The sequence below is a fragment of the Bradyrhizobium sp. WSM4874 genome, assembly GCF_055811835.1.
The window spans coordinates 215,767-239,353 of the sequence record NZ_JBVVPR010000001.1; the positions used below are offsets into that span (position 1 = coordinate 215,767).

The 23,587-nt window shown below is 61.5% G+C and carries 19 protein-coding genes and 2 pseudogenes; 14 read left to right on the forward strand and 7 right to left on the reverse strand.

Features of this window, described 5'->3' with window-relative positions:
• The first annotated feature begins 57 nt into the window (after positions 1 to 57).
• On the forward strand, positions 58 to 1,461 hold the full coding sequence (locus AC0L3P_RS01020; protein ID WP_275168257.1) for an amidase: 1,404 nt from the start codon (positions 58 to 60) through the stop codon (positions 1,459 to 1,461).
• 524 nt (positions 1,462 to 1,985) lie between these two features.
• Here AC0L3P_RS01020 and AC0L3P_RS01025 read toward each other — a convergent pair.
• Both AC0L3P_RS01025 and AC0L3P_RS01030 read right to left on the reverse strand, forming a co-directional pair.
• Complete coding sequence (locus AC0L3P_RS01025; protein WP_275168256.1) at positions 1,986 to 3,146, reverse strand: iron-containing alcohol dehydrogenase; 1,161 nt, start codon at positions 3,144 to 3,146, stop codon at positions 1,986 to 1,988.
• A 35-nt stretch (positions 3,147 to 3,181) separates the two neighbouring features.
• Entirely contained in the window at positions 3,182 to 3,760 is a 579-nt protein-coding gene (locus AC0L3P_RS01030) for a TetR/AcrR family transcriptional regulator (RefSeq protein WP_275168255.1), read from the reverse strand.
• A gap of 281 nt (positions 3,761 to 4,041) precedes the next feature.
• On the opposite strand from AC0L3P_RS01030, the pseudogene AC0L3P_RS01035 reads away from it, so the two are divergent.
• The 3 genes and pseudogenes from AC0L3P_RS01035 to AC0L3P_RS01045 all read left to right on the forward strand — a co-directional run.
• Positions 4,042 to 4,212: pseudogene (locus tag AC0L3P_RS01035) on the forward strand (efflux RND transporter periplasmic adaptor subunit); the annotation flags it as partial.
• Positions 4,213 to 4,237: 25 nt separating this feature from the next.
• Positions 4,238 to 5,323, forward strand: coding sequence for an ABC transporter substrate-binding protein (locus AC0L3P_RS01040; RefSeq protein ID WP_473300814.1), 1,086 nt, complete (start codon positions 4,238 to 4,240; stop codon positions 5,321 to 5,323).
• A gap of 55 nt (positions 5,324 to 5,378) precedes the next feature.
• Entirely contained in the window at positions 5,379 to 7,181 is a 1,803-nt protein-coding gene (locus tag AC0L3P_RS01045; RefSeq protein ID WP_275168252.1) for an AMP-binding protein, read from the forward strand.
• A 33-nt stretch (positions 7,182 to 7,214) separates the two neighbouring features.
• Here AC0L3P_RS01045 and AC0L3P_RS01050 read toward each other — a convergent pair whose 3' ends face one another.
• Entirely contained in the window at positions 7,215 to 7,727 is a 513-nt protein-coding gene (locus AC0L3P_RS01050; RefSeq protein ID WP_275168251.1) for a winged helix-turn-helix transcriptional regulator, read from the reverse strand.
• 239 nt (positions 7,728 to 7,966) lie between these two features.
• Here AC0L3P_RS01050 and AC0L3P_RS01055 point away from each other — a divergent pair, with 239 nt between their 5' ends.
• Both AC0L3P_RS01055 and AC0L3P_RS01060 read left to right on the forward strand, forming a co-directional pair.
• On the forward strand, positions 7,967 to 8,599 hold the full coding sequence (locus tag AC0L3P_RS01055) for a 2-hydroxychromene-2-carboxylate isomerase (protein ID WP_275168250.1): 633 nt from the start codon (positions 7,967 to 7,969) through the stop codon (positions 8,597 to 8,599).
• An 86-nt stretch (positions 8,600 to 8,685) separates the two neighbouring features.
• The gene (locus AC0L3P_RS01060; RefSeq protein WP_275168249.1) at positions 8,686 to 9,885 is read left to right on the forward strand and encodes a CaiB/BaiF CoA transferase family protein; all 1,200 of its coding nucleotides are present in this window, start codon (positions 8,686 to 8,688) and stop codon (positions 9,883 to 9,885) included.
• Between the two features lie 33 nt (positions 9,886 to 9,918).
• Here the strand turns inward: AC0L3P_RS01060 and AC0L3P_RS01065 are convergent, their stop codons facing one another.
• Both AC0L3P_RS01065 and AC0L3P_RS01070 read right to left on the reverse strand, forming a co-directional pair.
• Positions 9,919 to 10,596, reverse strand: a complete 678-nt coding sequence (locus tag AC0L3P_RS01065) for a glutathione S-transferase family protein (protein WP_275168248.1) — start codon at positions 10,594 to 10,596, stop codon at positions 9,919 to 9,921.
• 1 nt (position 10,597) lies between these two features.
• A complete protein-coding gene (locus tag AC0L3P_RS01070) occupies positions 10,598 to 11,341 on the reverse strand; it encodes an SDR family NAD(P)-dependent oxidoreductase (RefSeq protein ID WP_275168247.1) in 744 nt (247 codons plus the stop codon).
• A 501-nt stretch (positions 11,342 to 11,842) separates the two neighbouring features.
• Between AC0L3P_RS01070 and AC0L3P_RS01075 the strand changes: the two genes are divergently transcribed.
• The 6 genes from AC0L3P_RS01075 to AC0L3P_RS01100 all read left to right on the forward strand — a co-directional run bounded on the left by AC0L3P_RS01075 (position 11,843) and on the right by AC0L3P_RS01100 (position 17,936).
• Positions 11,843 to 12,580, forward strand: a complete 738-nt coding sequence (locus tag AC0L3P_RS01075; protein ID WP_473300815.1) for an SDR family oxidoreductase — start codon at positions 11,843 to 11,845, stop codon at positions 12,578 to 12,580.
• A 9-nt stretch (positions 12,581 to 12,589) separates the two neighbouring features.
• Positions 12,590 to 13,771, forward strand: a complete 1,182-nt coding sequence (locus tag AC0L3P_RS01080; protein WP_275168245.1) for an acyl-CoA dehydrogenase family protein — start codon at positions 12,590 to 12,592, stop codon at positions 13,769 to 13,771.
• A gap of 24 nt (positions 13,772 to 13,795) precedes the next feature.
• Complete coding sequence (locus AC0L3P_RS01085) at positions 13,796 to 14,926, forward strand: acyl-CoA dehydrogenase family protein (RefSeq protein WP_275168244.1); 1,131 nt, start codon at positions 13,796 to 13,798, stop codon at positions 14,924 to 14,926.
• A gap of 14 nt (positions 14,927 to 14,940) precedes the next feature.
• Positions 14,941 to 16,128: an acetyl-CoA C-acyltransferase gene (locus tag AC0L3P_RS01090; RefSeq protein ID WP_275168243.1), complete on the forward strand. Its 1,188-nt coding sequence runs from the start codon at positions 14,941 to 14,943 to the stop codon at positions 16,126 to 16,128.
• A gap of 21 nt (positions 16,129 to 16,149) precedes the next feature.
• A complete protein-coding gene (locus AC0L3P_RS01095; RefSeq protein WP_275168242.1) occupies positions 16,150 to 17,163 on the forward strand; it encodes an NAD(P)H-dependent flavin oxidoreductase in 1,014 nt (337 codons plus the stop codon).
• 116 nt (positions 17,164 to 17,279) lie between these two features.
• A complete protein-coding gene (locus tag AC0L3P_RS01100) occupies positions 17,280 to 17,936 on the forward strand; it encodes a flavin reductase family protein (RefSeq protein WP_473300816.1) in 657 nt (218 codons plus the stop codon).
• A gap of 6 nt (positions 17,937 to 17,942) precedes the next feature.
• On the opposite strand, the gene AC0L3P_RS01105 is transcribed toward AC0L3P_RS01100, so the two are convergent.
• Together AC0L3P_RS01105 and AC0L3P_RS01110 are read right to left on the reverse strand one after the other, a co-directional pair.
• Positions 17,943 to 19,154 (reverse strand): multidrug effflux MFS transporter, encoded by a 1,212-nt coding sequence (locus tag AC0L3P_RS01105; protein WP_473300817.1) that lies wholly within the window; start codon positions 19,152 to 19,154, stop codon positions 17,943 to 17,945.
• Positions 19,155 to 19,246: 92 nt separating this feature from the next.
• A pseudogene (locus AC0L3P_RS01110) lies at positions 19,247 to 20,446 on the reverse strand (acetyl-CoA C-acyltransferase).
• A 169-nt stretch (positions 20,447 to 20,615) separates the two neighbouring features.
• On the opposite strand from AC0L3P_RS01110, the gene AC0L3P_RS01115 reads away from it, so the two are divergent.
• Entirely contained in the window at positions 20,616 to 21,236 is a 621-nt protein-coding gene (locus AC0L3P_RS01115; protein WP_275168409.1) for a TetR/AcrR family transcriptional regulator, read from the forward strand.
• Between the two features lie 19 nt (positions 21,237 to 21,255).
• Positions 21,256 to 23,577, forward strand: a complete 2,322-nt coding sequence (locus AC0L3P_RS01120; RefSeq protein ID WP_473300818.1) for a molybdopterin-dependent oxidoreductase — start codon at positions 21,256 to 21,258, stop codon at positions 23,575 to 23,577.
• Positions 23,578 to 23,587 lie beyond the last annotated feature (10 nt).

Consider the following 23,587-nt stretch of genomic DNA (forward strand, 5'->3'; position numbering starts at 1 on the left):
CGAGGTGCACCGAGTTTGTCGTTCAGTTGAGAATAACACCAAGAAGAAGAGCCTCCAATGTCCACCGATCCAATCCACTACAAGCAGATCACCGAACTCTCCGAACTGTTCCGCCGGGGTGAGCTCCTGCCGTCGAAGGTGACGGAGGCCATGCTGAGCCGGATCGAGAAGCTCGACGGCAGGTTTCACGGCTACGCACTCGTCCTCGCCGAGCGCGCCATGGCTCGGGCGAAAGTTTGTGACGCGGAGCTCGCGAAAGGGATCTGGCGCGGGCCGCTACACGGCGTGCCGATCGGGCTGAAGGATCTCTGCTACACCACCTTTGCGCCGACGGCGGGCGGCACCACGATCCACGCCAAGTTCGTCCCGTCCTTCAATGCGACGATCGTGGACCGGCTCGAGCATGCCGGCGCCGTTACGCTCGGCAAGCTGAAGATGACCGAGGGTGCCTACACCAGTCACCATCCGGACGATCAGGCGCCGCTCAATCCCTGGAACGTCGACTACTGGGTCGGCTCCTCCTCGAGCGGATCGGGCGTGGCGACCTCGGCGGGGCTCTGCTTCGGCTCGATCGGTAGCGACACCGGCGGCTCGATCCGGTTTCCGTCCGCGACCTGCGGGCTGACCGGCATCAAGCCGACCTGGGGACGCGTCAGCCGTCACGGCATCTTTCCCCTGGCGGACTCGCTCGACCACGTCGGGCCGATGTGTCGAAGCGCAGCCGATGCGGCCGCCATGCTTGGCGTGATCGCGGGAGCGGATGTCAACGACCCGACGGCGCTGCAGGCGCCGGTGTCGAACTATCTAGCCGCGATCGGAGACGGCATTCGAGGCTTACGGATCGGCATGGACCGCAGCTACACCCAGAATGGGATCGATCCGCAGGTGGTCGCCGCGCTGCTGGACGCCGAGCGGACGCTTGCGGCGCTGGGGGCCGACATCCGCGAGGTCAAGTTTCCGGCCTATGAGAAGCTCGTGAGCATGTGGATTCCGATGTGCTCGATTGAGACCGCGGAGGCGCATCTCGAGACCTATCCGTCGCGGAAGTCGGAATACGGCCCCGATCTGGCGCAGCTGATCGAGCAGGGGAGGTCAATGAGCGGCGTCGAGATCGCGCAGATCCATCACGAGCGCCTGAAGTTCTGCGGCAGCCTCTCCGCGTTGTTCCGTGACGTCGACCTGCTGCTCATTCCCACCATGCCCGTGCCGATCCCGACGCTAACCAAGATGGGGGAATACGGCGCAGATCCGGGTGTGCTGCTCAGCATCCTGCGCTTCACCGCGGTGTTCGACTTCTCCGGCAGCCCGACGATCACGCTGCCGAACGGCATAGCGTCGGACGGCCTACCGCTGAGCATGCAACTGGTCGGCCCTCATCTGTCCGAGGATGTGCTCGCCCGCTCCGGGCATGCCTTCCAATCGGTGACGGACTGGCACACCCGGCGTGCTCTGATCGATTGAACCTATGTCGGCCCGGCTCAGGGGCCGAACCGTCGCTTTCCGCATCACTGACGGTATTTTGAATTGATACTGTGGCAGTTCAAGAAGTGGCGATTTCCGCCACTTCTGTAGACTATTCGTCGATCGTCTCCGACAGGTAGCCATATCGCCGATACTTCGAACAGCGCAAATTATCCTGTGAATTCGAGATCGAAAATTGCAGCGGATATACCATCGGGATATGTCCGTCAGATGTGGAGATTTGTGCTTGTAGAACAAGGACGAAACTTTCTGCTCAACAATCGAGTGGGGGTAGTGTGGCCGGCGGCTGCCGCGCAATTTGGCTTGGTTTGGCGCGTCGACCTGAGTTGCGGCACCCACTTACCCCCTATCAGGGTGTGAATCCCACAGGCTTACGCAAGCAGCGTGTTGTGGCGCGCTCCAGCGGCCTCCACGAGTTCAACAGGTGTTTTTGTTCTGATGAGCCAATCGCACGTTGCGGCTTCGCGTAACTATCGGTGTGGAGATACTTTGCTGATTGATAGCTAAGCGGCCATTCGCAGCAGATCGAGGATGTCGGCTTCGCTTTTGAATGGCCGCGGATTGGCCAGGACGAAGCGATGATTGATTGCAATCTTGCTAATCTGGTCAAACTTGTCTTCGCCAATCCCGACGTCGGCAAGACGGCCGGGCAATCCAAGTTTCTTGGTGAATTGCGCGAAGGCGGCGGCGGCTTCCATACCGGGCTCGCCAAGGGCCGTCGCCAGGCGTTGCTGCGCATCCTCAGTGAACGGCTTGTTGTAACGAAGCAGGCTCGGCATGATGACCGGTGTGCAATAGTAGTGCGGAACGCCGAACGTTCCGCCGAGCACATGGCCAATGCCGTGACTGGCTCCCATCGGTACCCGCGCCTGGAGGCCGAAAGCGGCGAGCCACGCGCCGTATTGGGACAGTCGGCGCGCCTCCAGATCATCAGGTTGCTGCAAGGTCCGGAGCATTCCGTCGCGCAGGGTGCGGATGCCCGCCAGGACGACCTCGTCGGCGAGCGGGGTGCCGGCAGGGGAGCACAAGGCTTCAATGCCGTGATCCATCGAGCGCGTTCCCGATCCCATCCACAGCTTGGAAGGCGTATGAACGGTGAGCGCAGGGTCGAGAATGATCGCCACCGGCATCATCCGGGGATGAAAGAAAATCTGCTTCAGCCTGTTGCGTTCATCCGTGACAAGCGCTGCTGCATTGTATTCGCCGCCATTCAGCGTCGACGGCACCGCGATCTGTCGAATTTTTGGCGATCGGAACGGTGAGACGGTGACCCCAGGCCCCATCGGGAAGGGATCGAAACCCGCTTCGTCGGCGATGTCATGTTCCATCGCCATGATGACGATCTTGGCGAGGTCGATCGCCGAGCCTCCGCCGACGGCGACGACCAGGTCGGCTCCGGCATCCTTGGCTTGACGGGCAACCTCGGCAGCTTGCTTGCGCGTGGTGTGCTCTGCGATTCCATCGAAGGTCGCGACATGTCTTTCGCCGAGCGCGCGCCGGATCTTCTCGATCTCGTCGGTCCTGGTGTTCAAGGTGCGGCTGACGATCAGGAAGATGCGCTTGGCATCCAGCCGCACCGCTTCATCGTTCAAGGCGTCAGACGCAGCTTTGCCGTATACGACACGATCTATTGCCGGAAAATTGTGTATCCCTGCTTTGCGCATTTGCGTTGTCCCTGTGAGTTATCGAGCACCGGTCCTCAAGCGGCGACAGTGTCGCGAATCTGTCGCGACGCCGTTTTCAGAAAGGCCTGAGCGAGATCGGGATCGTTGACAACGCGTGAGAGTGTCAACGCCCCGACCATTGTCGAAAGAACGGCCATGGCTTTGCTCCTGGATTCTTCGTCGCTCGTTTCAGCGATCAGCCGGCTGAGGATTTCGATATGAGCTTTGATCCCGCCTTCAAACGACGCTTTCACCTCGCTGCTCTGTCTGGCCACATCGGAGCCGAGCGCCACGATCGGGCAGCCGTCCATCTTTTCGTCGCGATGATCCATGCTGAGATAGAACCCCATCACTGCCCGCAGGGGATCCTCAGGGGCCGCGGCGATGGCCGTCGACCACCGAAGTGTGGCGCTCTCCAGCGCGCGCGCCGACGCCTGCGTGGCCAGGTCCTCCTTCGACTCAAACTGCTTGTAGAATGCGCCTTGGGTCAGCCCGGCAGCTTCCATCAGGTCCTTGAGCCCGATGCCGTCAAATCCCCGCGACCGAAACAGGCGGCTTGCGACGTTGATGACGTTTTGCCGGTTTTCCTCAGCTTGATTGCGACTCACTCGCATCACTGGGTCTCCAAATTTGGATTGCGTTCAACATCTATTATTCGATATAGAGCTCGAGCGCAATCTATCTGGTATGAGGCGATCGTATGAGAGCGCGACCCGTGATCGAGCTTGGGAGCGTCCTGATGCGCGGTGGCCGCATTCGTTGCGCTTCGCGCGCCGGCAGCCTCCGCCGTGGGCGACCCGAGACAGGAAGCACCGGTCGTCAGGATCGCGGCCGCGGCGCGGATTACCGGATCGTAGCGTGGCTTCACCGGCATCCATCGGGGCGCGGATACCTTACCGTAAGCTTTCGGCCGATCAAACTTGTTCGGGTGACAGACGAAACGGCCGTGATCTCCGGGTTGACCTCTGGTGATGCGATCGTTTCGCTCGGCGCTCACCTCCCGCAGGAGGGCGCCCGCGTCAGGACCACCGCTGGAAGCCGGAGCAACTGCCTGGTCTCAATCTAACCGCGCTAACCGTTGGAGAAGCTATATGTACAGCTACATTGTCGAGCAAGAAATCCGAAAGAGCTTCGACCATGTCAACAACCATCAGGCCCTGAATGACCGCGGCGGCGTCAACGGACGCAAGATCAACTACATCGCCTATGACGACGGATACAGTCCTCCCAAGGCGGTGGAGCACGTCCGCAAGCTCGTCGAAAGCGACGAAGTATCGTTCATGTTCGGCCAGCTCGGCACGCCCGGCATCTCGGCCACTGCAAAATACCTGAAGGCCAAGGGGGTACCGAGTGTCGCCATCGTCAGCGGCTCGTCCAAATTCACGGATGTCGCCAATTTCCCGCTGATCACCACGGGTCTCGTCAGCTACGACACCGAAGGAAAAATCTACGCCAAATACCTGACGAGGACGTTGCCGAACGCCAAATATGCCATCCTGTATCAGAACGACGATCTCGGCAAAGATTACCTCGGCGCCTTCAAGGCGTTCCTCGGAAAGGATTTCGATCGCAAGGTCGTCAGCGCTTCCTATGAGGTCACCGAACCGACGATTGACTCGCAGATTACCAATCTGAAGAGCTCGGGTGCCGAGGCGCTGGTGATTGCCGGGACACCCAAGTTCGCGGCACAGGCCATCCGCCAAGCTTCCGTGATCGGCTGGAAGGCGACCGTGATCATCAATTTTCCGTCCGGATCGGTCGGAGGCACGCTTGCACCGGCCGGCCTGGACAAATCGGTTGGCGTGATGGTCGGGACGATCAACAAGGATATCCTGGACGAGACATGGAAGGATGACCCGGGCATGCAGGCCTACCGGGCATTTCTCGACAAATATCTCCCGGGCGTCGATGTCACCAACGGCAGTTATCTGACGGGCTATCAGCAAGGCGTCCTGCTCGAGCAGATTCTGAGGCAATGCGGAGATGATCTGTCGCGGAAGAATATTCTGGCACAGGCGAAGAACCTTAAAGATGTCGTCGTTCCCACTGCGCTGCCCGGGATCAAGGTCAACACCAGCGAGACGGAGAACATGATCTGGACGCAGATGCGGCTGCAGCGCTGGACCGGCACGACGTGGCAAGCCTTCGGAGAAGTCCTGGATGCCAGATCCGAGTGAATCTGGCGCCGCCCGCCGTTCTATCCGTCCGCGGAAATTCAGGAGATCGTTTTCGATGTCGACGAGGCCATTGACGTTTGCGCCAAGGGAGCTCTCTGTCGAGCGTCGGATCGACGGCACGCTCATATTGAGGTCGCCGCTCGAATTGGGGCCATGCGACTGGCGCGTCACCGATTTTCTGCCGCGCTGGGCAAGCGCGGTTCCGGACAGAATATTCCTCGCGCAACGCAATGCCAAAGGGGGATGGGACGAGATCACCTATGGCGAGGCATGGGCGCAGGTCCAGGCGGTCGGCCAGAGCCTGATTGATATGGGCGCAAAGCCGACTGACAGGCTGGCCGTGCTTTCGGGCAACTCCATCGAGAATGCGGTGATCTCCTTTGCGGCAATGTCGATAGGCGTCATTCTGGCGCCAATATCGCCGAACTACACGCTGATGCCCGGCGGCCTTGCGCGCCTCAAGGACATCGCGCAGGTGCTGCGGCCAAACTTCGTTTTCGTTCAGAGTGGACGCGATTTTTCTGCAGCCCGTTCCATTCCCGAATTGGCAGACTCGGCCTGGATCAGCGTCGATGGCACGCCGCAGACGACGCCCTTCCGTGTCCTGATGGATCGAACGGACCGTGACGGATTCACGCGTGCGTCGGGTGCAATCTCCAGCGACGCCGTTGCGAAAGTTCTCTTCACCTCCGGTTCGACCGGCCTGCCAAAGGGCGTGCTGAACACGCACCGCATGATGGCGAGCTCCCTGCAAATGGGGAGCCTGCTCGTGTCGCCTCCGGAGGCGCCGGTTCAGGTCGAATGGCTGCCGTGGCACCATACGATGGGCAGCAACGTCATTCTTCACGGCATTCTCAAGAACGGTGGCACGCTCTACATCGATGACGGCCGGCCGCTGCCTCAGCTCTTTCACAAGTCGGTGGCGAACCTCAAGGAGATCTCGCCGACGGCGATGTTCAACGTTCCCGCCGGCTATAATCTGTTGTGCGATGCCATCGAGAACGACGTCGGCCTCGGCGCGAGCATCTTCAAGCGGCTGGATCGACTGAGCTACGCTGGGGCTGCCATTTCACAAGGCACACTCGAAAAACTCTATCGGTTGACCTCGTCGATCACGGGCCGGCGGATTCCGGTGATGTCGGGCTACGGGACGACCGAAACGGCGCCGACAATCAGCACGACCCATTGGGCAACGGATCGGCCGGGCGAGATTGGCCTTCCCGCGCCGGGCGTGCAGCTGAAACTGATCCCTGTTTCCGACACCTTCGAGGCCAGGGTGAAGGGGCCCAACGTCACCCCCGGTTACCTCGGCAGGGACGATCTCACCGAGAAGGCCTTCGACGAGGAGGGGTTCTATCGCATCGGCGACACCGTGTCGTTTATCGATCCCGAGATGCCGGAGCTTGGTCTGCGTTTCACGGGCAGAATTTCCGAGAACTTCAAGCTCGCGAACGGCACCTGGGTTGCGATCGGAGCGATGCGTGCCGCCATCCTGGCCGCAACGTGCGGCGTCCTGCTGGACATTGTCGTTGCGGGAGAAAACCGTGAAGCCTGCGCGCTGCTATGCTGGCTGAACCCGACCGAGGCGGCGCGGATTTCGAACGCGCCAGCTGCTGATTTGACCTGCGACCCCCGAGTGATCGAATTCCTGAGGCAGCGCTTGCGGGAATACAATGAGGCGGTTGGAAGCAGCGAAAAAATCTGCTCATTCACCCTGCTGAAGGATCCGCCCTCGTTGGCCGCGGGAGAAATCACCGACAAGGCCTATGTCAATCAACGTGCTGTGCTCAAACACCGGGCTGATCAAGCGGACCGTCTCCACTGCAACGAACCCGACGCAGCCGTGATTCGAGTCTGAGGATGCGCTCGGTTCGTGATGCCAGTGGCTGGCTCAAGCGGCGCTGCGGCGCGGCTTTGCCTTCGGCTTGTCAGGTGCCGCGATCGTCCGCAGGCTTTGGGCGCCTGGGCCTGGATGGGTATGAACCTCCTTGGCCAGGAGCGGCTCGCCGCATTCAGAGCACACGATGACCGGATCGAAGTCCTTTCCGCACTTGCGATGCTGGTGCAGCAACGGCCGGCCGCGCTCGTCGACCATGTGAGTGTCGCCCCAATGCACGAGTGCCATCATGATCGGATAAAGATCGAGGCCCTTCTGGGTCAGGATATATTCGTGACGCTTGGGCGCCTCCTGGTAGGGAATGCGGCGCAGGATGCCCTGCCGAACCAGCTTCTTCAGCCGTTCGGCGAGGAGATGACGGGTAATTCCGAGCGCCGACTGGAATCCTTCGAAGCGCCGCGTGCGCAGAAAGCATTCGCGCAGGATCAGAAGGGTCCAGCGGTCGCCGATCACGCCGATGGTTCGGGCCATCGAACACGGCTCTTCCTCCAGTTCTTTCCACTTCATCCGTACTCTCCAATCATCCCGGCAAGGCCCGCTCGAATCGCCGCCGAGGTCGCTGCATTTCCCTAACATTCTAGATAGGTACTGAATTCCAAACAATACCCGATGAACTGGTCAAACCAGCACAAATACCGTCAAATTTGACAGTTCGATTTTAGAACTATAGAAGTGAGAACAGGCAAGCCATGCGATTGGATCGCCGGTCCCTGACCATCCAATACGCTCTGCGGGAGAAAGCGGTCATGACCCTCAAGGTTGAATTCCAGTTCGATTTCGGCAGCCCGAATGCCTATCTGGCGGAGGTCGCCATCCCAGGGATCGAGCGGCGGACGGGCGTAAAATTCGAGTACGTCCCGGTCCTGCTCGGCGGGATCTACAAGGCGACCGGAAACATGTCGCCGTTCGATTCGCTTCGCGGGATCAAGAACAAGCCGGAATACCAGGCGCTCGAAACCCAGCGGTTCATCCGGCGCCACAACATCACGAAATTTCGCCAAAACTCCTTCTTTCCGGTCAATACATTGATGCTGATGCGCGGGGCCGTCGCGGCCCAGTTCGAAGGCGTGTTCGAGCCCTATTTCCGTGCCGCCTATCATCACATGTGGGAGGAGCCCAAGAAGATGGACGATCCCGAAGTGTTCCGGAGTGCATTTGCTTCCTCGGGGATCGACATCGACAGGCTGGTCGCGCGCGCGCAGCAGGATGACGTCAAGAAGAAACTGATCGAGCTCACCAATGACGCCGTCAGCCGCGGCGTCTTCGGCTCGCCGACATTCTTCGTCGGCAAGGAGATGTTTTTCGGCAAGGACCAGCTCCGGGACGTCGAGGAATCGATCGTCAAACAGACCCGGCAGCCCGTTTCCAAGACCGGCTAGTTGCCTGTCCGGGCGATCGTGGTGAGGGGGGCAGCGGGAAGAGTTAACCTCAGCCCGTTGGCATAAAAAAATCCAGGGAGAGTGCAATGGCTGGTCCGCTTGGCGGCGTTCGTGTCCTCGATCTGACCGGCGTGGTGTCGGGCCCGTTTGCGACGATGTTTCTGGCAGATCAGGGCGCCGACGTGCTCAAGATCGAGCCGATCGGCGGCGATATCACCCGTCGCAGCCGTGCCACTATCGACAAGGATGGCGAATTCTCGGCGCTGTTTATCTCGTCGAACCGTGGCAAGCGCTCGCTCTCGATCGATGTCAAGAGCACGGCCGGGCGCGAGGTGCTGGCCAAGCTGGTCGCGCAGGCCGATGTCCTGGTGCAGAACTTCCGCCCCGGCACCATGGAGCGCCTCGGTCTCGGCGTCGAAGAGTTGCGTCGGCGCCATCCGCGCCTGATCTACGTGTCGATCAGCGGCGTCGGCGAGACCGGACCGTATGTGAAGAAGCGCGTCTACGATCCAATTATTCAGGGCCTGTCGGGCTTTGCCGATATCCAGTCGCAGCCGGTCACAAACCGCCCGCAGATGATCCGCACCATCGTTTGCGACAAGACCACCGCCGTGTTCACCGCGCAGGCCGTGGCGGCCGCGCTTTACGCGCGTGAGAAGACGGGGCAGGGGGATCATATCCAGGTCGCGATGCTGGACGCGATGATTTCCTATCTCTGGCCGGAAGGCATGATGCAGTACACCGTGGTCGGAGCCGAGGCCGCCGCCGCCGATCCCAACGACCGGCCGGATCTCGTGTTCAAGACCAGCGACGGCTACATCACGGCCGGCACCATCTCCGATTCCGAATGGCAGGGCTTCTGCCGGGCGTCCGGCGATGCCGAGCTTGCCAAAGATCCGCGGTTCGCGACCCCCTCGGCACGTTCGGTCAATGCGACGGCGCGCATCAACAAGATGGCGGAGTATATCGGCCAGCACACGACCGCCGAATGGCTGGAGCGTCTGGACGTCGCGGATGTGCCTTGCGCGCCGATCCTGCGGCGCGGCGAGATCATCCACAATGAGCAGGTCGTGGCGCGCGGGATCATCGCGGAGTTCGATCAGCCGAAGGTCGGCCGTGTGCGCCAGCCCAAGCCCGCGGCCCGCTTCGAGGTCAACCAGGCCGCGATCGGCGGCCCAGCCCCGCGCGTGGGCGAGCACTCGCGCGAGGTACTGCGCGAACTTGGCTACGATGATGGCGCGATCGACGATATGGTCGCTGCTCGCACGTTGCGCGTGGCCGTTTAGGCCGACGCCCTTTCCTCGTCCGGCGATCGGCGATCAAGCCTTGGCAGGCACCGGTGTAATCGGTGCTGCCGGAACATTCGCCGCAGCCGCGTGCTGGTAAGCCTCCCGGCTTCGCATACGCTCGAGATAAGGCAGCGCATTGTCGCAGATGCCGACACCGTAGGCGACCGCCCAGTCCAGGCACGTCGTCAGCAGGATATCGGCGCTGCTGAATCGCTCGCCCATGATAAAATGTCGGCCGTCGGCCAGCGCGACCTCGACATGGCGAAGCTGCGCCCGAAAATATTCGGCGGCTTGAGCTACGACCTCCGGTGCGACGCCGTAGATCGGGCCGAGCGCATCGGCGCTGTGACGGCGCATCACATACAGGCTGGTCGAGTCGAGCTCGGTGACGATGAAGAAGCACCATTCCAGCCACGCTGCATAGTCGCGGGTGGATTCAGGGATCAATGCGCGCTCCGGCGTAGAGTACATGCGCGACAGATAAGCGACGATCGCGGCGCTCTCGCCGATGCGGAAGTCACCGTCCTGCAGCAGCGGAATCTTCTGGCGCGGATTGAGCTTGGTGTATTCGGCGGTCTTGGTCTCGCCGGTCCGTGGGCCGATCGGCTTGATCTCGTAGGGCAGGCCCAGTTCGTGCATCGCCCAGTGCGGCCGAACGGTGCGGCTTGTCCCGACGCCCCACAAAGTGAGGTCTGGACTGTCGCCCATGTCACCATTTCTCCACAGAGGGGCGAAGATCGAGTTCATGGGTCCAGCCGTCGCGGCTTTGCTGATGGGCAAACCAATACGCTTCCGCAATCGAGGAGGTCTTGGTCAGGCTGTCGGGAGGGATTTCACTGGCCTCGATCCCCTTGGCTGCCTTCATGCGCTGATGAATGGCTTCGCTATCGACGCCGGCGTCGATGATGAGATGGACGACGTGAATGTTCTTGGGCCCGAGCTCGCGCGCCATGGCTTGGGCCAGCGCGCGAAGACCGAATTTTGCCGATGCGAACGCGGCAAACCCCTTGCTGCCGCGGATGCTTGCGGTCGCGCCGGTGAAAAAGATGGTGCCGCGTCCGCGCTGAAGCATGACGCGTGCGGCCTCACGTCCGACCAGGAAGCCCGCGTAGCACGCCAGCTCCCAGGCTTTGAAGAAGAGCTTCTCGGTGGTCTCCAGCAGGGGCTTGTTGACGTTCGATCCGGCATTGAACAGACAGATCTCGATCGGCCCGATGTCGCGTTCGACGTCCGCGAACAGCTTCTGCACCTCCGCTTCCTGGCGGGCATCGACGCTGAATGCGTGGATGTCGCAGCCTTTCGCCCTGAGCTCATCCACCAGCGCCTGGGACTTGGCTGCATCGCGCCTGCAGATGCAGACAGTGTAGCCGCCGTTAGCAAACCGCCGCGCAACGGCAGCGCCGATGGCATCACCCGCGCCGACCAGCATCGCGACCCCGCGACTTTCTCCCATGCTCGCCCCTCCCATAAGTTCTTATTTGATACGTTATGCGTAATGGCAGGAAGCTGCGTTGTAAACGGCGATCTCGCAGGTTGGCGATTATGGCAGTGAACTTGCCATTTCCTGATCCGGTTGTGAGAGCAAAATAGCAATTGACGAGTTCTAAAAAAGAACGCATGTTTCGACGCGAGGCGCATTGATGAGGAAGCGTCGATGTTCTTCAGGCGGGAGGTGGTTGGTCGTGGCGAAACTGTCGCAAGCGCTTGGCCTCGACGAGACTGCTGTCGGGTTGCGAGCCGCATCCATCGATCGGCCGGCCGCCAGGCTTCCAAACGCTTGGAGCGAACCACGCCGCTTGATGACTGCGCCTTTGCCCATGGTAACCTCACCAGCGTACTAGCGAGACGGGAGGGGACGAGCGCCTCGTCATCGGCCGCAAAATTGCGCTCCTCGTTCCAGGGCCACTAGAACAGCTTTGCGCACAGCGCGCCTAACCTAACCGGGAGAAGTTCCTTGAAAAAGAGAAATGCAACCGTCGCCGTGATCGGCGCGGGCGATTTCATCGGCGGCGAGATCGCCAAGAAATTTGCCTCCGAGGGCTTTACCGTCTTCGCGGGCCGCCGCAACGGCGACAAGCTGGCGCCGCTGGTCAAGGAGATCGAGGCCGCCGGCGGCGAGGTGCACGCACGTTCACTCGACGCGCGCAAGGAGGAGGAGATCATCTCCTTCCTGAATGACGCTGACAAGCACGCGCCTCTGGATGTCTGCATCTTCAACATCGGCGCCAACGTCAACTTCCCAATTCTCGACACGACCGAGCGCGTGTTCCGCAAGGTCTGGGAGATGGCCTGCTACTCGGGCTTTCTCGCCGGGCGCGAAGCGGCCCGGCTGATGCTGCCGCGCGGCCAGGGCAACATTTTCTTCACCGGCGCGACTGCTTCCTTACGCGGTGGCAGCGGCTATGCCGCCTTTGCCAGCGCCAAATTCGGGCTGCGCGCTGTGGCGCAGGCGATGGCGCGCGAACTCGGCCCGAAGAATATCCATGTCGCCCACTTGATCATCGATTCCGGCGTGGATACCGAGTGGGTTCGGCAGCGTCGCCTGGAAGCACTCGGGCCCAATGCGCTTGACGATCCCGATGCACTGATGCCGCCGGCCTCGGTCGCGACGTCCTATTGGCAGCTCTATCAGCAGCCGAAGAGCGCATGGACCTTCGAGCTGGAAATCCGGCCCTTCGGTGAGAAGTGGTAGGACGCCTCGATGGAACTCGCACTGTCTCCTGAAGACGCCGCCTTCCGCGATGAGGTGCGCGCTTTCATCGCCGAGAACTATCCGAAGGAAATGCGGGTCCCCAATCCGGAGACCGACCTCACCAAAGAGCAATCGTTGCTCTGGCATCGCATTCTCTACAAAAAGGGCTGGATCGCGCCGCTCTGGCCCAGGGAATATGGCGGCCCCGGCTGGTCGATTACCCGACGTTTCATCTTCGAGCAGGAGACGAGCCGGGCCGGCACGCTGCCGCCGTTGGCATTCAGCGTCACCATGGTGGGGCCGGTCATCTACACTTTCGGCAACGACGCGCAAAAGCAGAAGTTCTTGCCGCGGATCCTGTCGGGTGAGGATTGGTGGTGCCAGGGCTATTCCGAGCCGGGCTCGGGTTCGGACCTCGCTACCGTTCGCACCAAGGCCGTTCGCGACGGCGACCACTACATCGTCAACGGCCACAAGACCTGGACGACGTTGGCGCAGCACGCCGACTGGATCTTCTGCCTGGTGCGCACAGATGCGAGCGCAAAGCCTCAGGCGAGCATCTCGTTCCTCCTGATCGACATGAAATCGCCCGGCGTCACGGTGCGTCCGATTATCACGATCGACGGATCGCATGAGGTCAACGACGTCTTCCTCGAGGACGTCCGCGTCCCCGTCGAGAATTTGATCGGCGAGGAGAACAAGGGCTGGACCTATGCAAAATTCCTGCTGGGCAATGAGCGCACCAGCATGGCCGGTATCGGGCGGTCGACGCGCTATCTCGACCGGCTGAAGAAGATCGTGAACGCGGAGATCACAGCGGACGACCCGGCCCATCTCGAATTCCGCAAGGAGATCGGTCGGATCGAGCTCGACGTGCTTGCGCTTGAGGCGACCGAGTTGCGCGTTGTTGCCCAGATGGCGCGCGGCATTGATCCGGGTCCTGCGGCCTCGCTGTTCAAGATCCGCGGCACCGAGATCTTTCAGGGGATCACCGAGCTGACGCACCGTGCCATCGGAAATTACGGGCTGGCGCTTCGCGAGCAGCCGCTGAGCGCAAACCAGTTCATGCCGGGTCCCGATTACGGTCATACCGCGACGGAGAAGTACCTGAACGCGCGCAAGCTCAGCATCTACGGCGGATCGAACGAGATCCAGCGCAACATCATCGCCAAAGCAGTGCTCGGTCTCTAGCAACAGGCGCGACAAGAGGATCGGATGGATATCCAGTTCACGGAAGAGCAGGAACTGTTGCGCTCCAGCGTACAGCGCATGCTGCGCGACCAATACAGCTTCGAGGCGCGCCGCAAGATCGTCACCGGCGAAGAGGGATGGAGTCGGAAGCAGTGGAACGGCTTTGCCGAGCTCGGCCTGCTTGCCGCGCCGTTCTCGGAGGAGAGCGGCGGGCTCGGCGGCGGCCCGCTCTCCACCATGATCGTTGCCCAGGAGTTCGGACGCCACCTCGTCGTGGAGCCGTACGTCGAAACGGTCGTTCTGGCCGGGGGCTTGATCGAGCATGCAGGGACAGATGAGCAGAAGCAGGCGTTGATTTCCGATATCATCGCCGGACAGAAGATCTGGGCGCTGGCCTGGACGGAAAAGGGCGCGCGTTTCGATCTTGCCAATGTCGCGACTGCGGCGCGGCGCGACGGCAAGGATTACATCCTCAGTGGTGAGAAGACCGCTGTCATCGCCGCGCCCTGGGCCGATTATCTCATCGTCTCCGCCCGGACTGCTGGCAAGCGCGACGATCGCGCCGGCGTCAGCCTGTTCGTCGTCGACGCCCGGGCGGCCAATCTCGATCTGCGCAGCTTCAAGACCATCGATGGCCGCCGTGCCGCGGAGATCGCCTTCCGCGATGTGCGCGGCGAGTTGCTCGGCAGCGAGGGCGAGGGCGTCGCCTTGTTGGAAGCCTGCCGTGACAGGGCCATTGGCGCGCTCTGTGCCGAGGCGGTCGGCGCCATGGCCGAACTGAACTCCGCAACTCTGGAATATTCCAAGACCCGAAAGCAATTCGGCGTCACCATCGGCAGCTTCCAGGTGCTGCAACACCGGATGGTCGACATGTTCATCGCTCATCAGGAGGCGCTCTCCCTGATGCAGCATCTCAGTCTCAGCCTGGGCGCCGGCGAGAGCGGCGTCTCCCGCCTAGCGTCCGGCGTCAAGTCGAAGATCGGCTATGCCGGCAGGTTCATCGCCGACCAGGCGGTGCAGCTCCATGGCGGCATGGGCATGACCGACGAATTGAATGTCGGCCATTACTTCAAACGAATCTCCTCCATCAACATCCAGTTTGGCGATCCCGCTCACCACTTGCTGCGTTATGTGCAGCTCGACGCGGCTGCGTAACAAAAGAGGCAAGCATGACGACAGAGGCAGTTATCGTTTCCACCGCCCGCACCGGTGTCAGCAAGGCCTATCGGGGTGCATTGAACAACACCGAGGGACCGAGCATGGCCGGTCATGTCATGGCTGAAGCGGTCAGGCGCGCAGGGATCGAACCCGGCGAGGTCGAGGACGTGGTGATGGGCTGCGCGATGCAACAGGGCACCATGGTGATGAACGTCGCACGCAAGGGGGCGATTCGTGCCGGCCTGCCGGTTACCGTCGCCGGCACCACGATCGATCGGCAGTGCGCCTCCGGCCTGCAGGCCATAGCGGTCGCGGCACGCTCGATCATGCTGGACGGCGTCGAGATCGCAATCGGAGGCGGCATCGAATCGATCAGCCTGGTGCAGAACGAGCACATGAACAGGTTCCACGCGGTCGACGACGAGCTGATGGCAATGAAGCCGGACATGTACATGTCGATGCTCGACACTGCGGAAGTCGTCGCCGAGCGTTACAAGATCGGCCGCGACCGGCAGGACGAATACAGTCTCGAATGTCAGCGCCGTATCGGTGCCGCGGTGCAGGCCGGCCGCTTCAATGATGAGATCGTCCCGATCACGACCAGGATGGCCGTCGTCAACAAGGACACCAAGGAGGTCACCTATCAGCAGGTGACGCTCTCGAAGGATGAAGGCCCGCGCCCCGAGACCACGGCGGAAGGCCTTGCGAAGATCAAGCCGGTGTTCGAGGGCAAGACCATCACGGCGGGCAACGCCAGCCAGCTCTCCGACGGCGCATCGGCCTGCGTGATCATGAGCGACAAGATCGCCGCCAAGAAGGGCCTGAATCCGCTCGGCATCTTCCGCGGCTTCGTCGCCGCCGGTGTCGAGCCGGACGAAATGGGCATCGGCCCGGTAGCGGCGATCCCGCGCCTTCTCAAGCGCCACGGCCTGAAGATCGATGACATCGATCTCTGGGAGCTCAATGAGGCCTATGCCGTCCAGGTGATCTACTGCCGCGACAAGCTCGGCATCGATCCGGACAAGCTCAATGTGAATGGCGGCTCGATCGCGATCGGTCATCCCTACGGCATGACCGGCAGCCGGCTCGCTGGCCACATCCTGATCGAGGGGCGGCGGCGCAGGGCGAAGTACGGCGTTGTGACCATGTGCATCGGCGGCGGCATGGGCGCGGCCGGCCTGTTCGAAATCGTCAACTAATCGGAAAGCGGAGAAGCGCACGTGAAGACAGCAATTACCGAACTGTTCGGCATCAAGCATCCGATCATCCAGGGCGGCATGCATTACGTCGGCTTTGCCGAGTTGGCAGCCGCGGTGTCGAACGCCGGCGGACTCGGCATCATTACGGGCCTGACCCAGCGGACGCCGGAGCTGCTGGCGAAGGAAATCGCGCGCTGCCGCGACATGACCGACAAGCCGTTCGGCGTCAACCTGACCTTCCTGCCGAGCTTCACCGCGCCGCCTTATCCGGAATACATCGCCGCCATCAAGGAAGGCGGCGTCAAGGCGGTGGAGACCGCCGGCCGCAGCCCCGAGCAGTACATGCCCGCACTGAAGGCGGCTGGCATCAAGGTGATCCACAAATGCACCTCGGTACGGCATTCGCTGAAAGCCGAGAAGATCGGTTGCGATGCCGTCAGCGTCGACGGTTTCGAATGCGGCGGCCATCCCGGCGAGGACGACATCCCGAACATGATCCTGCTGCCGCGCGCGGCGGATGAGCTGAGAATTCCGTTCGTGGCCTCGGGGGGCATGGCGGATGCGCGGAGCCTTGTTGCCGCGCTGTCGATGGGGGCCGCCGGGATGAACATGGGGACCCGCTTCGTCGCAACCAAGGAAGCGCCCGTCCATGCCAACGTGAAGCGGGCCCTGGTCGGAGCCACCGAGCTCGACACGGTGCTGGTGATGCGTGCGCTGCGCAACACCGAGCGCGTGCTGAAGAACAAGGGTGTCGATCAGCTGCTCGAAGTTGAGCGCGAGAAGGGCGCCAGCCTCAAGATCGAGGACATCCATGAGCAGGTGGCGGGCGTCTACCCCAAGGTGATGGTCGACGGCGATATGGACGCGGGCGCCTGGAGCTGCGGCATGGTGGTCGGACTGATCCACGACATCCCGACGGTGAAGGAGCTCATCGACCGCATCATGATGGAGGCCGAGCAGATCATCCGGGAGCGTCTGATCGGGTTCCTCGATGCTGCCGAGCACAGGCCGGCTGTCGCCCGGGCGATTGCATAAGGGCTTCCACGGTTGTGCTGCTACCGTATGTCTTGACGAAGTTGCGCACACATGATCGAGCGTGCGTTGATTACTATCGATCAGGCTCGACTGTCGGCAGCCTTGAAGGAGAATGTATGGATCCGGCCGACTTCCACTACTATGAGCCTTCGAAGGGTCACGGACTCCGGCACAATCCGTTCAACGCGATCGTCGCGCCGCGTCCGATTGGCTGGATTTCATCGCGGAATGCGGCCGGGCAGCTGAATCTTGCTCCGTACAGCTTCTTTAATGCGTTTCTCTACGACCCTCCAATAATCGGGTTCTCCTCTATTTCATGGAAGGACACCGTCAAAAACGTCAGCGAGACCCGGGAGTTTGTCTGGAATCTGGTTACGATGGATCTGGGCGAGCGCATGAACACGACTGCGGCGCCTCTCGATCACGGCGTGAGCGAGTTCGAAGCGGCAGGGCTTACGCCAGTACCCGGGCGACACGTCGCTGTGCCGCGGGTAGGCGAGAGCAGGGCGGCAATGGAATGCAAGGTCGTCGACGTCTCTCAGTTGGCGAATGCGCGCGGCGAGAAGGTAGAAGGGTGGTTCGTGCTCGGCGAGGTCGTCGCGGTATACATCGACAAGTCCTTGATCGAGGACGGCGTCTACAACACTGCACTTGCGCGTCCCATTCTGCGCGCCGGCCGTGGTGGAGATTACCTCGAGGTCAGGACGGAAAACATGTTTGAGATGAAGCGGCCGCCGGCAGCAGCAAACCGGAATTCCACGGCACTTGATTGACGCCAATCAAGACCCCCGGCGCCGCGCGTACAGGCAAAGAGCCAGCAGCGAAAACGTGCTCAACACGATGCCTAGCGCCAACATCGCTTGATGCGACACCGTGGCGGCAAGCCATACTCCGATTGCGGCAGTCATCATTTGCGAGAAGCCGAGCAGCGCCGACGCCGCGCCGGCTTTCTCCCCGAATGGAGACAGCGCTCGCGCGGTGGCTAATGGACTGACAATGCCCATGCCGAGGAGAAATACGCTCATCGCGCCTAGAAATGGCAAGAAAGTCGGGTCGACCATCGAGATGAGCAGGATCGCAAGGCTGCTGGCGGCCGTCGCCCACAAGCCTGCCCGGATCGGGCCATCGAGCCCGTAGCGTGGTGCCAATCTCGTTGCGAGTATACCGGCGGCGAATACGATAAAGACGGTTCCGGCGAAGAAGAGACCGAGCTGGATTGGCGTGAAGCGCAGCGCTTCGATGAACAAGCGCGGTGCAGCCGAAAACATCGAGAACAACCCGCCCATGATTAGGCTTGAGGTCGCAGCTGGGATAGCGAAACGACGGTCGCCAATCAGGCCAGCATAGGTCTTTGCGATAGCGAGGGGATTGAGCGGCGTGCGGGTCGAATTGTGGGTTTCGCCAAGGACAATGCTGTAAGCAATTGCGCTAAAAGCGGCAAAGGCCGCGACCAGCACGAATTCGGAGCGCCAGCCAAAACTATGATCGAGTGCGCCACCAAGCAGGGGCGAGAATCCAGGAGCTGCTGACATCACGATCATGATCAGCGCCATCGCGCGTGCCAGCGCCGCGCCACTGAACATGTCGCGGGCGATGGCGCGAGACAGCACGGATGTCGCGCAAGCGCCGGCAGCCTGCACGATGCGGCCGGCCAAGAGATTAGGTAAATCGTTGGCCAAACCGCACCAAATGCTGCCGCCAAAGAACACGGCAAATCCGATCAGGACCGGCCAGCGTCTTCCGTAGCGATCCGAAAGCGGTCCGACCAGAAGCTGGCCTACCCCAAACACTGCAAGAAACGCGGTGATGGCGGACGTGACCGCCGCACTCGTGACATTCAATGAGATCGCAATTTGAGGCAGCGAAGGCAGCAAAATGTTGGTCGCAAGCGTTCCCATGGCGGCCAGGAGGGAAAGGATTGCAATCGGCAGCGCGCCGGAGATATTAACACTCGGCGGCGCGGACTCGATTGCTTCGCACTGGTCAGCCATTTGATCTTTCGCGGTAATAGGGAATAGGCAGACAATGCGGCGAGCATCGCGGTTCGCTCTGCTCGCCGTGCCGTTCACAGAGATGGTCCGTCCTATCGGCGGACAATGCGCTCAACCGCGATGGCGGTAGCCTCACCGCCTCCGATGCAGAGTGCAGCCACCCCCCGCTTGAGGTTTTGGGCTTCGAGCGCATGCAATAGCGTCACGATCAATCGAGCGCCGGTGGCGCCGATGGGGTGACCGAGCGCACAGGCGCCGCCATTGACGTTCAGCTTCTCCCTGGGGATGCCGAGATCCTTCTGCGCCGCCATCGCCACCACGGCAAAGGCCTCGTTGATCTCGAACAGATCGACGTCGCCGACGCTCCAGCCGACCTTGTCCAACAGGTTGCGAATCGCCGGGATCGGCGCCGTGGTGAACCATTGCGGCTCCTGACTGTGGGTGGCGTGGCCCTTGATCTCGGCCAGCACAGGGAGGCCGTCGCGATCCGCCAGCGAGCGCTTTGCGAGAATGAGGGCTGCGGCACCGTCGGCATTGGCGGAGGAGGCGGCCGGCGTGATAGTGCCGTTGGCGCGGAACGCGGCTTTCAGCCCCGGGATCTTGGCGGGATCGACCTTTAGCGGGTGCTCGTCATTGGCGATGATCCGCGGCCCGGCCTTTTCGGACAGTGTAATTGGCACGATCTCGGCCTTAAACGCGCCGCCCTCGACCGCCTTGCGCGCGCGGGTCAACGTCTCGATCGCGTAGGCGTCCTAGTCCTTGCGGGTGAATTGATAGGCCTCCGCAGTCGCCTCGCCGAAATCGCCCATCGAGCGCCCGGTCTCATAGGCGTCCTCCAGCCCGTCCATGAGCATGTGATCGATGATCCGGTCGTGCCCAGCGCGATACCCACCCCTCGCTTTCGCCAGCAGATAGGGAGCATTGCTCATGCTCTCCATTCCTCCGGACAACACGATCTCCGCTGATCTCGCGTTGATGATATCGTGCGCGAGCATAGTCGCCTTCATGCCGGAACCGCAGACCTTGTTAACGGTCGTAGCGCCAGTGGCGTCAGGCAGCTTGGCGCCGCGGGCGGCTTGGCGTGCCGGAGCCTGGCCCTGGCCGGCCGGCAGCACATTGCCCATAAATACTTCGTCGATCCTTTCAGGCGCGAGCTTCGCCCGCTCCAGCGCCGCGCCAATCACGTGAGCGCCGAGCTTGTGGGCGCTCACGGACGACAACTCGCCCATGAACCGCCCAAGTGGCGTGCGAGCGGCGGAAACAATGACGACGGGATCGGAAACGGCGGCCATCGCGAACTCTCCTGCTGATACCTGTTGTTATATGATGATAGTCATATAAGATGGTGGGCATTGCAATGAAATCCTGCCGCAGGCTTCAAGGAAGCGCGGTTCCAGAATTGTTCCGGGGGCGAGTACGGTTGCACAGCCGGTCCTCTTGGGAGCTTGCAACGGAGTGGCGATGCGCTACGGAGAAAACCACAGGCGTCGGACTCACCGTCGGATAGTCGAAAATGCCTCTTACGGTTTGCGCCAGAAGGGCGCCAAAGGGCTTAGCGTCATCGATTTGATGAAGCTTGCGGGTCTGACGCATGGCGGCTTCTACAATCATTTCGAGTCGCGTGAGGCGCTTGTTGGCGAGGCGATCGCCTTTGCAATGGACCAAACGACCGAGCGCTGGAAAAAGCTGACGCACGACACGGCCAACGGCGAACGCTTCGAGACCTTGATTGCCGACTATCTGAGTCCGCGGCATCGAGACAATCCCAAACATGGTTGCGCCCTTCCAACCCTGGCTGTCGATATCGCTCGATCGGGCTCGAGCGAGCAGCAGGCGTTTGCCGACAAGCTGGAGAAGATGATCGACGTCTTTGTCGAACTGCTTCCCGATCAGCCGCCTCGACAGGCCCGCCAAATCGCGACCGGCGCTATCGCAACGTTGGTTGGATCAATCGTGCTGTCGCGTGCTGTTGGTGCTGGGAAGCTTTCCGACGGAATTCTCGCTGCGGGACGCATGACTGCCAGTGGCCGGACTCAAAAGCCTCGGCGTCGGGCGACAACGACGATGCGCTGCGACAAATAACAATACCAGGGAGGTCACGATGACGGCCGGCAAGTGGCTCAAAACAGCCTGCAACCTGTGTTACATCAATTGCGGGATCGAGGTGTTCGTGAACAACGAGCGCCTCGAGAAAGTGCGAGGCGACCGTTCGAGCCCGAAATCACAGGGCTATCTCTGCAACAAGGCGACCCGGATTCCCTATTATGCCCATCACAAGGATCGGCTGACCAAGCCGTTACGTCGGCGCGCGGACGGAGGCTTCGACGAAATCGAGTGGGACGTGGCGATCGCGGAAATCGCGGCGCGGCTGCGCGAGATCGTGGACAAGCATGGCGGAAAGACTATTGCCCTTTACGGCGGTGGCGGGCAGGGCAACCACGCCGGCGGCGCCTATGCCAGCGGATTATTGCGCGCGCTGGGTTCGCGCAGCGTGTTCAACGCCCTTTCGCAGGAGAAGACCGGCGACTTCTGGGTCAATGGCCACATGTTCGGCAGCCAGACGTGTCACACCGCCGAGGATGTCCATCATTGCGATCTTCTGCTTGTCATCGGTGCAAATCCGTGGATCGCCCACGGCTTCCCCAATGCGCGCGATCATCTCAATCAAATTCGCAAGGATCCCGAACGCAAGCTGATCGTCATTGATCCCCGGCGAACCGAAACCGCGGAAATGGCGGATCTGCATCTCGCGGTCCGCCCCGGCACCGACTCGTTTCTCCTTGGCGCATTGCTGGCAACGCTAATCCGTTCCGACAGGATCGACCATGCCTTCATTCAGGAGCACACGATCGGCTTCGCGGACGTGAAGCAGGCGCTGCTGAACATCCCTGTCGAAGAATGGGCCGCCGCTGCCGATATCTCGATTGCGGATCTGGAGCGTTGCGCCGCGATGATTGCGGCCGCGAAGGCCATGGTGGTGCGGGTCGAGCTCGGCATTCAGCAAGGCATCAACTCGACACTCAACTCCTATCTCGAGAAGCTCTTGATCATGCTTTCCGGAAATTTCGGCCGAAAAGGTACAAACCAATTGCATAGCTGGCTTCAACCTCTGTGGGGCAATTCACCGAACCAGACGTTCGCGCCGACTGGCGACGCGATTATTGGGGGCCTGTTGCCTCCCAACATCTTCCCTGAAGCGGTGCTCAATGACCATCCCGACCGGTTGTGTTGCGTCTGGATCGACAGTTCCAACCCTGCCAATACGGCGGCAAACACCGAGGCGGTAGAACGTGCGTTACGCTCGCTCGACCTATGCGTCGTGGTCGACGTTGCGATGACCGAAACCGCGCGGCTCGCGCACTACGTTCTCCCGGCGTCTTCGCAATTTGAGAAGACAGAGTTTACCCTGTTCAACTTCGAGTTTCCGACGAACTATTTCCAGGTTCGTGCGGCTGCCTTGCCGCCGCTTGCCGGCACCTTGCCGGAGCCTGAGATCTACACGCGGCTGGCCGTCGCCCTGGGGCTTCTGCCGGGCGATAATGTGCTCGCGCCGCTGCGCGAGATAGCACGGCGCTCGCGACCGGAATTCGCCGCGGCCTTTCGTGCTTTCATCGGGGAAAACCCTGCGGCAGTGCCTGCCCTTGTGCTCTACCATACGCTGGGGCAGACGCTTCCGGATGGTACGGCGGCCGCGGCGCCTATGTGGAGCGCGGCACTGGCTTGCGCGAAACGAACACCGCAAGCGGTGCGGCGGGCGATCGGCGCATCGGACGACGTGGCGGATGATCAGCTCGGCGACCTCCTGTTCGATACGATCGTGTCCGCCCGGCAGGGCACGGCCATTACACGCCACGACTATGACGAGGTCTGGTCATTGATCGGCCATTCGGATCGCAAGGTCCGGCTGGTCGTCCCGCAGATGTTGGAATGGTTGGCGCGTCTCGATCCGCAAGCCGCGGGCGCGCCAAAGGAGTTCCCGTTCATGCTGGCGGCTGGTGGCCGCCGTATGTTCAATGCCAACCAGATCTTTCGCGATCCCGCGTGGCGTCGCGAAGATCCGGACGGCGCCTTGTTGATCAATTCGAGCGACTTGAGCGAGTTGGGCGCGAAGGATGGCGACTGGGTCGCCGTTGAGTCGATGGTCGGGCGGCTCGTGGTGCGCTGTAAGGTCGACGACGGCATGCGGAATGGGCAGCTCGCGCTCCCGCACGGCTACGGTCAGGCGTACCCCGCGTCCGACGGAGAGCGACTGATCAACGGGCCACGTATCAATCTGCTCACAGAGAGTGGTAACCGCGATCCCATTGCCGGTACGCCCTACCACAAGAATGTTGCGGTTCGTCTGGCCCTGGTGTCTGCGCAGGAAGCGGCCGCCTATCAGTCGCAGTCCGAGCGAATTCATATGAGAGCAGCCGCACAATAGCTCGAAGGGA